Source organism: Dokdonia pacifica, assembly GCF_900188275.1.
Classification (GTDB): domain Bacteria; phylum Bacteroidota; class Bacteroidia; order Flavobacteriales; family Flavobacteriaceae; genus Dokdonia; species Dokdonia pacifica.
The window spans coordinates 105,017-117,270 of the sequence record NZ_FZNY01000004.1 but is presented as its reverse complement, the minus strand read 5'-3'; the positions used below and the strand labels follow the sequence as shown (position 1 = coordinate 117,270).

The following is a 12,254-nucleotide window of genomic DNA, read 5'->3' as shown; positions in this document are numbered from 1 at the left end:
GAAAGCAAACTTGTGAGAACTGCCTGCCGGCAGGCAGGTTCATAACCATAGGAAGAGCAAACCGTTAAAACATATACAGAAATAATATCTATTTTACTGTAACCAAAACCAGTGATAGATCGTCATATAACTAATCAATCAAAAAACACCTTTCATGAAAATTTTTAAGACACTATTTATTTTATTTTTTGTCACCTCATTAGGTGCCCAAAATATTACTACGACTTTTGACCAAATGTTTCAGAAGAAATATCCCAATGATGGACCTGGAGCAACCGTACTTGTTACTAAAAAAGGAACTGTTTTGTATCGTAATGCTTTTGGAAAAGCAAATTTAGAAAATGATATTTCTATGAACCCTAATCACGTTTTTGAAATAGGATCTATCACAAAACAATTTACTGCAGTTTCTATTTTAATGCTAGAAGAAGAAGGAAAACTAAGTGTTCAAGACAAACTCACAAAATACCTTCCAAATTACCCAAACGGAGATCAAATTACCGTACATCAACTATTAAATCATACTTCAGGCATTAAGAGTTATACTGCCATGGAAGGACTTAATGCATTTGGAAAAATTGATAAAAGCCCCATTGAGATAATAGACTATTTTAAAGATGAGCCTATTGATTTTAAGCCTGGAGAACAATGGGAGTACAACAATTCTGGATACATTGTCTTAGGGTATATTATTGAGAAAGTAACAGGAAAAACGTATGAAGACTTTATCCAAGAACGCATTTTTGATCCTTTGGGAATGAAAAACTCCTATTATGGAGATAAAGCAAGAATTATAAAAAATAGAGCTTCGGGTTATCAACCTACAGGACAAGGATTTCGTAATGCGATGCAAATAAGTATGACCATACCTTATGCAGCTGGGTCTTTAATGTCATGTGTAGATGACATGTTCTTATGGCATAAAGCCATAAGAGACAACACTTTAATTAGTGCAAAAAGCAAAGCAAAAGCACATACAAATACGACACTTAATAATGGAGAACTTACGAACTATGGATACGGATGGCAGATTAATGAATTAAATGGAAAACAAAGCATAGAACACGGAGGTGGTATTTTTGGTTTTGTAACACAAGGCGTATATGTGCCAGATGAAGATATTTATGTTATTGTATTGACAAATGCAAATGGTAATTCTCCTCAAGATATTACGCTACGTCTTGCGAGTATGGTCATGGACGATCCAATGTTTATAGATCAAACGTCGGCAAGTCTTTCTCAAAAACAATTACAAAAATGGACAGGCACTTATGAGTTTGAAAACGATATACTTCGTTTTGTGACTCTAGAAGGAAATCAACTATATAGTCAGCGAGAAGGAAGTGAAAAAATTGCTATTTCTCCTGTAGATGATCACACATTTATTTTTGAAGATAGTTTTACTACGTATATATTTTCTGAAAAAAATGGCAAGAAAAAAGCTGTTTTCAAAAACCGTATTGATGAACAAATAGGTCTAGAAAGCACAAAAAAATCTACCGCCGAAAAAGAAGGTATTGACCTGGATCCAAATGTTATTAAAGAATATGTAGGGAGTTATGAATTAAATCCTAATTTTAAAATTACCATTACAACAGAAGGAGATCAAATTTTTGCAGAAGCTACGGGGCAGTCAAAAATTGAAATATATGGAGAAGATACAGATGCTTTTTTCTTAAAAGTAGTCCCTGCTAAATTGATATTTACTCGTGACTCTTCAAATAATGTAACTCATGTCACACTTCATCAAGGAGGACAACAAATGAAAGGCGCAAAAGTAAATTAATAGCGCAATAAGATATTATTAAAAGAGTGTTTGAAAAGGTTTTTTTCGTCAAGCTGAACTTGTTTCAGCTTCTCACAAAATTAAGAACTAATACAATGAGATTTTGAAATGAATTCAGAATGACGTTTTAAACTACTTTTCAGACACTCTTTTTCATTTCTATCATAAATATATGCTTTAACAAAAACCTATCTTTTTAGATGGCTTTTTTTGTTACTAATTACGCTTTCGCGAAAGCGTATAAAACCATTCATTTAATAGTATCTACTACTTTATTTTTCGCTTAAAACGACGATCTATAAAAAACTGAAAAACAAATAACAGTAAGAATATCAATCGAGAACCTAGCGGCAATGCAGAAGCAATTAAAGAGGCAACTATCCACACTACCATTACATTTAAACCACGTGCACGATACCAACGGTAATAGATTCTAGTAAATCCTGTTTTCTGTTTCTCTTGATAGTATACATAACGTAACATCCATAAATTAAAGAATCCGATAACCGCAAGATTAATACAATAAAATATAAAAGGACCTGCATGATTAAATCCATTTACATACATCGCTGTAGAAAAAGGTAGTATAACAATAGAAAGTAAAAAGAAAATAGTGAGCCATAATAGCTTTCCTTTAACAACACTTACGTATTTCATTAATTTAAGATGGCCTATCCAATAAAGTGCACTTACCAAGAAACTCACAATAAGACCAATAAAATCGGGAATCCTATTAGATAGTAACGTAGTAAATTTTGTAGTACTAATGGCATTTGCAGAGGGTACGGCTACTTCTAAAATAAGAAGCGTCATGACTATAGAAAATACCGCATCACTAAAATTAATGACACGATTCTTATCATATGTAATTTCTTTCATAGATTATGAATAGTTAGCTACAGAAAAGATATGGCTTTATTTTTGATTACATTCAACTACTAATTAAAAAACAATATCCTTATGAAAACTGATCTATACACAAAAAGTATACTTACAGTAATAGCGGTGGCGCTTTCTATTATTGTATTAAAAGATATCGCTATTATTCCTCAAGCACATGCAGGGTCAACACATACAGATATTCCTGTTGTAAATAGTAACTATGGGCTTGTTCCTGTAAATGAAGATGGGTCTATTAACGTGCGTTTAGTGAACACAGAACAGCTGGATGTAAATATCAAAAACATTGACACTTATGATGAGTTGAGAGTAGATTTACGCCGTATTAATACAAGTGATGAATTGGATATCAATCTAGACGAAATAGGAGGTGGATGGATTAGAAATGGCGGACCAATACCTGTTAAAATAGAGCAATAACCTACTTCGGGACAAGATTTGAAGTATTTAACCCTTTGGTGATACCCATAAATTATTTATCCAATAAACGTCTATGGTAATTAATTTGCCCTAAGTGATAGGTAAGATGTGATGATAGGTGTATTAAAAAGAATTCATAGGTCATTTTTTCTTTAAATACTTGAATAGGATATTCTGAAGAAAGCATATCCTGGTCTACAAGGGCCAATGCTTCTTGCACAACTTGTAATGTCTCGTCTATTTGATGTACCAATGTTTGGACAGGAACATTCTTGCCTGAGAATTCGAACTCACGATCACGTACATAATCTGTTTTTCCTATTTGTGCACCTATAAATGCATTAAGGTTTCCTATCAAATGCAAACAAAGGTTACCGCCTGAATTTGCAATAGCTCCATCTACTATCCAGAGGTTTTCTTCTTTGGAATAGGAAGTAATTTCTGTTTTAAGCCTTATAAGGTCTCTTTTATAAAGCTGTTGTAGTGTTGCTATAGCCATATATGATAGTTTTCTATATTTCTAAAAGTAAGAAAACAAAATAAGAAAGACATCTAAAAATAGATGTCTTTCTTATTTTATGTGTGCTGTTTATTATAGAAGATTCTCTATTTCTTCTTTTATATTATCGGCAATACCAGTTTTAAATCCTGTTTTCAGGAAGGCAATATTTCCTTCTTGATCTATTACCATGTTGGTAGGATATCCTGTAATACCATTTTCCATGGCATAGGGCATACTATCTGGAACAATACGGTAATCAAACGTATGTTTTTCAAAGAAAGAAGGCAAACGGTCTTTTGCGGTTGTCGAAAACCCTATGAATTGCACATTAGGATTATCTTTATAAGTTGCTACCAGCTCATTAAGTTCTGGCATTTCATGTATACAAGGTTTGCATTCTTTAAACCAAAAATTAACCACTGTTACTTTCCCCTTTAATCCTTCTGAGGTGACTTGCTTTCCTTCATAATCTAACATATCAAAGGGTTTTGCAGGAGTTCCAATAACTTCTTGCATTTTTGCTTCTCGTTCTTCAAACGAAGCCATCATCTCCTTCATTGCCTTTTTTTCATCTTCTGTAGCTGGTCCTACTACTCCTAATGCTAACTTATCATTGGCATCCTTGTATAAAATAGGTTGTGACCCTTCAGAAAAATAACCATCAGATTGCTCTTTATCTAGAAGGTTTCCTTCTGGAGAATAAAATGTTAAGTCATCAAATCCAGTTGCATATTGACTCCATTCACTTTCAGGAATTTCTGTTAGACCATCTAAAAATGATGTTTTATTTGATGTTGTTTCATTTTTGCATGAAGCTAGTACAAATAGTATACAGACACATGCTACTCGTAGGATTGTTTTAGTTCTCATCATAATGTGTTTACAGTTTTTACATACGCTTTCGTACTTCGACTTCGCTCAGCATAAACTTCTTGAAAGCTGAAATACGCTTTCGCACTTCGACTTCGCTCAGTATAAACTTCTTGAAAGCTGAAATACGCTTTCGCGAAAGCGTAAAAAGTATATTACAAATTATACTTTACTGTAAAGATAACATAACGAGGTTGAACAAAATACTCTGTATTAGAAATCAAAATATCATTTACACTGTTATTACTAATCACATCCACATCGAGCAAGTTGGTTGCTTGTACTCTAAACTCCCATTTACTCTCTGGTTTTTGGTAATACAGATTGGTTTCTAAAAACTGATATGTATTACTCAAATCTGTACTATCATCATTGTCATCATAATCAAAATAGCTCCAATCTGCTGTAAATGTAAATCCTTTCAGAAAGTTTATTTCCATATTTGCAAAAGGTCTATTGGTAATGAATGTACGATCTGTAAATCCATTATCAGAGCGAGTACTTGTATAGTTATATCCTACTTCAAAATTAGGAGCTTCTTTAAAATTGGTTTCTAAACTCGTTTGATAGTTTTGCGTGAAGTTTTTAGTATTACGGTCTTGACCATTAATCACATTATTAAGATCACTCCAAGAAACGTTTCCTCGTACATTCCATTTCATTTTTTTGAATGTTTTTGAAAAACGAGCATTCCCTCCGTAGGTTTCGTCTACAAAATTTGTATTGTTTATTGGAGATGAAATTTGATCAATTCCTTGAAATATCCCTGCTGTCTTTACAGGGTCTATACGTCTACTATAATTTACTCCTCCAAAAATGCTTGTGAAATTGAACATACTAAAACTAAAGTAGTTTAAGTTTACATTATGAAAAAGGGCATTTTCAAGATTTCTATTTCCTCTAAACAAGCGGTTAAAATTATTAAATACTAATCCCTCTGCATAGTTACTCACATCTGTGTATTGCGCAGTTACTTGATAGTTTAATTGTAATCTTTTGCTTTGTGCAAATTGTGCTATTGCAAAAAAGTCTGGTAATACTAACCACTGGTTGTCTTCTGTTATAAGACCAGCTTGATCACTTTTAATACCGTATCTATGTAATGTAAGTCCAGGAGTAAAGGTGTAAATACCTGTTTTAAATTTATAATGAGCGCCTAAAAACCAATCACTAAAATTAAACTGTACATCATTTCCTAATGAAGCTACTTCTCCTGTATCTGGGTCTGGTAACGAATTCTCAAAATCTTCACGTCCATTTCCTTCTAAAAGTTGGAAGATATTAGAGTTAAAATCTTGTCTACTTAACGTACTTCCAAATGTTAAATTGATATTACTCTTATTATTAATCACATAATAGTAATCTATTTTTGCATCTAGCTTATTAGAGCGGATCGTTTTATCTTGATTTACATTAAAAAGATCTTGTCCTTCTGTGGTTAAAGGCAATACAGATTGGAAAGGTTGCTGGCTTACCAATGCGTTATAAAAAGGATCTTCTTCTTGGAAAAGGTGTTGTACTGTAGCCGCAAATATATTATTCTCATCTAGTGTGTAATACACATTTAAATTCTGATTAATAGAAAACGGACTATTTTCTTTGCTTTGATCTACATTATCAACTTGCTCTACAAAATTCCCATCTGCATCTGTAAATCGCTCTATCGAAGTACCATCAGAAAATTCTGTTTGTTTGGATAGTTTGGCTAGTATATCATAATCTACCTGAAGATTTGTACTAGGTTTATGGACAGCACTAAATTTTACCATTCCTAATTGATTACGCTGATCACTTTCTTCATTAAATTCTTGAGAAACTCCTCCGTTTATAAAGGTGTTTAAAGAATTATTTATAAAGTTAGTACGGCCATCATTTAAAATTGTAAATCCGCTGATGTCCCATGTTTTAGAAGGGCTATATGTAAAGTTAGCTCCAATAAAATCTGATTCTATCTCATTGGCTCTGTTGTTTTGAGTAGTTAAAAACCCTAGTCCGCCATCAGAGATATTAAACGAAGTTCCACCCCGTCTATTAAAACCTCTAAATCCTCCTGTAAAATTGAAATAATCTCTAAATGTAAAAGGAACCTCTCCAGTATTATTGAAGTTTCCAATCACATTAATACTTCCTTTTGGACTGTAATAAAACAACTTGGGTTTTACGGTATATCTAAATTCATCATCCCCTTCTCCTACTCCTGTTGTAATATCTCCAAACCAGAAGTTTTTCTTTCCTTCTTTTAATTTTAGATTAATCGCAATATTATCTTGGTCATTTCCTAAGCCTCTCATTTGAGAAACTTCATTATAGTTCTTTAGGACTTCTACTTTTTTAAGTGCATCTGCAGGAATGTTTTGTGTTGCCAGTTTACTATCTCCATCAAAAAAATCTTTTCCTTCTATCATTACTTTAGAAACTGTCTGTCCATCTACCTCTATTTCTCCATCATCGGTTACCTCAACACCAGGAAGTTTCTTTAAAACATCTCCTAGTTTCTTTTCATTTCCATTTGTAAAACTATCGGTATTATAAACAATCGTATCTCCTTTTACAGACACGGGCATTTCATAAACGAGCTCTACATTATCTAATTGATTAGGGTCAGATATTAATATAAAGTCTTTTGTATCATCTTGCGCATTTTCAGACACTGTATAGTCTACAATTTCTGACTTTAACCCTAGAAAACTTACTTTTAACTCATAGGTTGTATTTACAGCCAATTCTAATTTATATCTCCCTTGAGCATCTGTAATACCATAGGATTCTAGGGTTCCTTCAGCTTTATTTGTTGCAATAATATTTGCTAGTTCTAATGGATTTCCTATACTGTCTTTTACAGTACCTCTAAGTTCTATACTTTGAGCAAAAAGACCCATGGGCATTGCAAAAAGCAACGCCAAAATTATAGTTTTTAAACGCATTTTGATTGTGTGTATTGGTTAGTAATTCAAGCAAGGTTGGTGCTTGAAATCCCTATTATTTATTACTTTATAAACCTATTAGTTATCCTCCAAATCTACCGCCTCCACGACGACCACCGCCTCCACGACGATTTCCTCCTCCAAAGCGTTCGGCCATTTCTTTTGCTTTTTCTTCAACAATTTCTGCATACTCTTCTCTTGTTACTTTCTTACCTTTTTCAGGAACTTCAATAACAATTTCTTCTTTAGGATTCAATACAACTTTTGTACATAGCATTGTTGTATTACTCGTACTTAACTCTAAAATTAAACCTGGAAGACCACCAAAATCATCTGGACCATGACTTGCTGGGATCATAGGCGTATACCATGCGGTAATTGTTTCTGTTTTTGGTTCTTCCACTTCAGCAACTTTATCATCTGCATTTGCAGTCTTTAAAGTATCATTCTCTTTTTGATTTTGAGATCGATTATTTCTACCTCTACGGCCTAATCTACTAAATAGGTTTTGTTCAATTTTCCTTGTTGCTACAGCTTTAAAAACAGGATACTGCCCTATCATCTTGCTCTCTTTTACTAGTTCCCATTGTAAATTATTGATAGTATCATTGACTAAAAACACTTTTCCAAACATATCGTTTTCACGAGCATATGTATTTTCTTTTATGTTTTTATAAATACCTCCTTGGGAAAAACTACCGCCAAAACGACCACCTCCGCCTTGTCCTGGCGTTGCTAGTTTTTCTTCTTCTTTATAAAAGGATTCATTATTGGTAAACGTAAGTGTAAACTCTTTTTCAAGAAAGTTTTTCATACGTTCCATAATTTGTTTTTTACGTTGCTCAGACATTTGCTGTCCATCTCTTGTAAAACGAGACATATCTATTGTTGTCTTGGTTTGGTAAGTAGCAACTCCTTCTACATTTTGAGCATAGGTAGTAAGTGCAAACAAGCTTATAAATAGCATGATAACACTTCGTATATTTTTGAAAACCATAGTTTAGATTGTTTAGTCCGTTAGACTATAAAATTAAACCAAAGTTTAGGCGACATCTTTTTTTTAAGAATACTTTATGATTTTAAGCGATTTTACTTATCCGCCTATTCGGATTGAGAATGTGCTGTTTTCTCCTTTTTTTCTTCCGCCTCCCTGATAACGCTCCATCATTTCTTTTGCTTTTTCTTCAGAGATTTTTTCATATTCTGCTTCATTAACCTTCTTCCCTTTTGTAGGGATTTCAAGGGTAACACCTTCTTTAGGATTAATAACAACCTGAGTACACATCATTGCCATTTTACCATCGTTTACTTCTAAGATCAGTCCTGGTAATCCCCAAAAATCATCAGGCCCGTGTTGTACTGGAATATCAAGTGTGTACCATGCAGTAGTTACTTTTTCTACCATTTTTACGTTCTCCTCTCCTTCTCCATTTACACTTTCAAAAGATCGCTCTTCAACTTCTTCAGTTAAAGTGGCTTTAAAACAGGTGTATTGTCCTATATTTTTTGTCTCTTTTTCAAGTTTCCACTCAGGCTTTTCAAGTTTATCCTCTACAAGAAATTGTTTTCCCATCAAATCACTTTGCTGTGTATAGGTTTGATCTTTGATGTTTTGATATAAAATATCACTATTCCCGCTTATTACGATACTAATTCCAGAACTAGAAGGTGCTTGTGGTTTATCAAGTGTTGCTTCTTCTTTCCATATAGCGGCTGCATCATTAAAAGATAAGGTATATTCTTTTTGAAATTGCTTACGTAATTGCTCTTGAATTGATTTCTGCATTTCGTCATTCATCCCAGAAGTGCTATCCATTTTTATATCTACATGACGTTGGGTTTGATAAGTAGCTACCCCTTGAATGTTTTGTGAGTGCGCTTTCGCGAAAGCGAATACTAAAATAAATAAGATGATATTTTTCATGATATGGTAAAGTTATATAATTTTTAGTTTTTCTTTTTTTCTTCTTTCTCCTCCTTTTCCATTTTCTCCTCAACCTCTTCGATAGTCTTCAACACAAGTTTAATCGCATCACTATCTTCTAATTTTGCAGAAAGTTCTTTCATTTTAATTTTAATCTCATCTAAATCAAAATCTTCCGATCCTTCTAAAGTTTTTACTTCACCATTTGAAAGAATCTTAACTTTATATGATTTTGATTCGTCATCTGAAATATCAATTGTTTTAACAACAACCTTTTCATGTGTACTATCGCCTTCTTCAAATTCTGAAAGTACTTCTATTAATTTCTTTAATGTACCTTCCTTCATAGTATCTTCATCAATATCTACATCTATATCCTTAGTAGTGATAATCTTATACTTAGTGACAGTTTTACTTTCTTTTCCGTCTTCTCCTTCTGTCTTTGTTATTACTTCTTTTGTTACCGTACTTTGTGCCATACTTACTGTTGTTGCACACAATAAGATCATAAGAGTTATTAAAGTTTTCATATGTGTTTTGTTTTAATAGTTATACATTTTTAACACTACAAATGTGCATATCTCTAATTGATATTTACGTTAACCAACGTTAACGAGTGTTAACCGATTTTTTTTCAAGATGGTAACCACCTACTTTTGGGGTATGCAAGAAAGAAATTATAAAGCCATATTATACTTTATAAGTAGTGTGATCTTAATTACGCTAGCAATACAAGTATATTGGAATTACAAAAATTATCAAGTTGGAAAACAACAACTTGTAAATGATGTGCAAGCAAGTTTAGATGACGCAGTAAGTATTTATTATGAAAATAAAGCGGCTCAAAACACCTTAGGTTTTTTTAGTAATGAAACGAATCCAAAAGATTTTTTTACGTCAGCTCGTTTTAAAAATTTTACAGAACGTACGGCTAGTGGCATTTCTAATAACCTAGCATCTATTGTTATTACAGATTCTATAATTGCTGGTGATTACCTTACCATTGAAGGTGCTACTTCTCAAGAAATAGATTCTATCATTCAGCATTCTTCTAAGTCTCTAGCTACCTTTCAACAGAATAACTATGAAATAGGTTCTCCAAATTCTAAGAGTTCATTCACCATAAAAAGTACAGATGGTCAAGGTTTAGATACTATTTTAAAAAGATTAAATAATCGCACACACAACGATACTGTATACCGATGGGGAAAAACAATAACAGGAGATTCTTTACGCACCAATGCGCTTCAAGATTTAACTACTCGAATCGTGCTTTCTTTTACGGATGATACTGTAGATGTTTCAACTATTGATTCCTTATTTTCAAATGAATTATCAAGAAAGAGTATTTCTACTAAGTATAATATTACATATGGTGATACTATAACAAAGTTACAAGATGAGATTGTCGTTATTTCATCTTCATTACTATTGCCTGAAGGAAATATCTTAAAAGCTGGTGTTCAAAATATCGCAGGCGTAGTTTTAAAAAGAAATCTATTGGGCATCTCATTATCCATATTATTACTAGCTGCTGTTATAGGAAGTTTACTATATCTCTTACATATTATACAGCAACAAAAACAACTTGCTGAAATAAAGAATGATTTTATTAGTAATATGACGCATGAGTTTAAAACTCCTATTGCTACTATAGGAGTTGCCATGGAAAGTATCCAGCATTTTAATGCTTCTAATGATATGGAGAAGACAAAAAAATATGTAGAAATGTCTTCACAACAGGTAGGCAAACTCAATGAAATGGTTGAAAAATTATTAGAAACGGCTACTATAAATAGTGAGGCATTAGCATTAAACAAGCAAGAAACAAATATGGTTGATCTTCTTGAAGCCATACACCAAAAATATACAGCAACACACAACGAGAAAGAAATTTCCTTTCAAACAGAAGAAGATAATATTTGGATTCCAATAGATGCTTTCCATATGGAAAATGCCTTAGATAACATTGTAGATAATGCTTTAAAATATGGTGGTAATAGCATTCAAATAGCTATTCAAAAATTAAAATCAAATGTAGAAATTACAATTTCAGATTCTGGAAATACCCTTACAAAAACTCAAGTAACTCAAATTTTTGAAAAATTCTATCGCGTTCCTAAAGGAAATACGCACGATGTGAAAGGCTTTGGAATAGGTCTTTATTACACTAAAGTGATTATAGAAAAACATCAGGGTACTATTACAGTAGATACAAATCCAACACGTTTTAAAATTCTTTTACCATATGTCTAAAATAAAATTACTTCTCGCCGAAGACGAGCCTGCATTAGGTCAAATTGTAAAGGAGAGTTTAGAAACTCGTGATTTTGACGTAACCTTATGTGCGGATGGTCAGGAAGCATTACAAACTTATACAGATCATCAACCTGCCATTGTTGTTTTAGATGTCATGATGCCCAAAATGGATGGCTTTACTGTGGCAAAAGAAATCCGAAAAGTAGATGATACAATTCCTATCATATTCCTTACTGCAAAGTCTCAAACCTCAGATGTTGTAGAAGGGTTTAGTATTGGAGGGAATGATTATGTAAAGAAACCTTTTAGTATAGAAGAACTTATTGCGCGTATCAATAACCTACTTAACAGAAGTTTAGAACAAAAAAATGCCGACACTTTGAAAATAGGTGAATATATTTTTGAGTTTCCTAAACAGGTATTACGCTTTCGCGAAAGTGAACAAAACCTCACCCATCGTGAAGCACATCTTTTATTCCATCTATATAAAAACAAAAACCAAGTTCTTGACCGCTCCCTCATCCTCAAAAAATTATGGGGTGATGATGATTTTTTTAGCGGAAGGTCTATGGATGTATTTATCACAAAACTTCGTAAAAAACTCAAAGAAGATCCTGCTATCTCTATTGTTAATGTAAGAGGATATGGATATAAACTCATATGCTAATC

11 protein-coding genes are annotated in these 12,254 nt (G+C 32.9%); 4 read left to right on the top strand and 7 right to left on the bottom strand.

Going from position 1 to position 12,254, the window contains the following annotated elements; all coding sequences use genetic code 11:
- Positions 1-154: 154 nt before the first annotated feature.
- The gene (locus CHB80_RS13015) at positions 155-1,786 is read left to right on the top strand and encodes a serine hydrolase (RefSeq protein WP_089371928.1); all 1,632 of its coding nucleotides are present in this window, start codon (positions 155-157) and stop codon (positions 1,784-1,786) included.
- Between the two features lie 267 nt (positions 1,787-2,053).
- On the opposite strand, the gene CHB80_RS13010 is transcribed toward CHB80_RS13015, so the two are convergent.
- Positions 2,054-2,665: a TMEM175 family protein gene (locus tag CHB80_RS13010; RefSeq protein ID WP_089371927.1), complete on the bottom strand. Its 612-nt coding sequence runs from the start codon at positions 2,663-2,665 to the stop codon at positions 2,054-2,056.
- A gap of 81 nt (positions 2,666-2,746) precedes the next feature.
- On the opposite strand from CHB80_RS13010, the gene CHB80_RS13005 reads away from it, so the two are divergent.
- Complete coding sequence (locus tag CHB80_RS13005; RefSeq protein ID WP_089371926.1) at positions 2,747-3,106, top strand: hypothetical protein; 360 nt, start codon at positions 2,747-2,749, stop codon at positions 3,104-3,106.
- A 52-nt stretch (positions 3,107-3,158) separates the two neighbouring features.
- Here CHB80_RS13005 and CHB80_RS13000 read toward each other — a convergent pair whose 3' ends face one another.
- The 6 genes from CHB80_RS13000 to CHB80_RS12975 all read right to left on the bottom strand — a co-directional run bounded on the left by CHB80_RS13000 (position 3,159) and on the right by CHB80_RS12975 (position 9,856).
- Positions 3,159-3,605 (bottom strand): DUF1572 family protein, encoded by a 447-nt coding sequence (locus tag CHB80_RS13000; RefSeq protein ID WP_089371925.1) that lies wholly within the window; start codon positions 3,603-3,605, stop codon positions 3,159-3,161.
- Positions 3,606-3,698: 93 nt separating this feature from the next.
- On the bottom strand, positions 3,699-4,481 hold the full coding sequence (locus CHB80_RS12995; RefSeq protein ID WP_089371924.1) for a TlpA family protein disulfide reductase: 783 nt from the start codon (positions 4,479-4,481) through the stop codon (positions 3,699-3,701).
- A 152-nt stretch (positions 4,482-4,633) separates the two neighbouring features.
- Positions 4,634-7,402 carry a TonB-dependent receptor gene (locus tag CHB80_RS12990; protein WP_179218163.1) on the bottom strand — a complete coding sequence of 923 codons (2,769 nt, stop codon included), beginning with the start codon at positions 7,400-7,402 and terminating at the stop codon, positions 4,634-4,636.
- 82 nt (positions 7,403-7,484) lie between these two features.
- Positions 7,485-8,399 carry a GLPGLI family protein gene (locus CHB80_RS12985; protein ID WP_089371923.1) on the bottom strand — a complete coding sequence of 305 codons (915 nt, stop codon included), beginning with the start codon at positions 8,397-8,399 and terminating at the stop codon, positions 7,485-7,487.
- A 96-nt stretch (positions 8,400-8,495) separates the two neighbouring features.
- Entirely contained in the window at positions 8,496-9,326 is an 831-nt protein-coding gene (locus CHB80_RS12980; protein WP_089371922.1) for a GLPGLI family protein, read from the bottom strand.
- Positions 9,327-9,349: 23 nt separating this feature from the next.
- Positions 9,350-9,856 carry a hypothetical protein gene (locus CHB80_RS12975; RefSeq protein WP_143337129.1) on the bottom strand — a complete coding sequence of 169 codons (507 nt, stop codon included), beginning with the start codon at positions 9,854-9,856 and terminating at the stop codon, positions 9,350-9,352.
- Positions 9,857-9,989: 133 nt separating this feature from the next.
- Between CHB80_RS12975 and CHB80_RS12970 the strand changes: the two genes are divergently transcribed.
- Complete coding sequence (locus CHB80_RS12970; RefSeq protein WP_179218162.1) at positions 9,990-11,582, top strand: sensor histidine kinase; 1,593 nt, start codon at positions 9,990-9,992, stop codon at positions 11,580-11,582.
- A complete protein-coding gene (locus tag CHB80_RS12965) occupies positions 11,575-12,252 on the top strand; it encodes a response regulator transcription factor (protein WP_089371919.1) in 678 nt (225 codons plus the stop codon). Before CHB80_RS12970 ends, CHB80_RS12965 begins: the two co-directional genes overlap by 8 nt.
- Positions 12,253-12,254 lie beyond the last annotated feature (2 nt).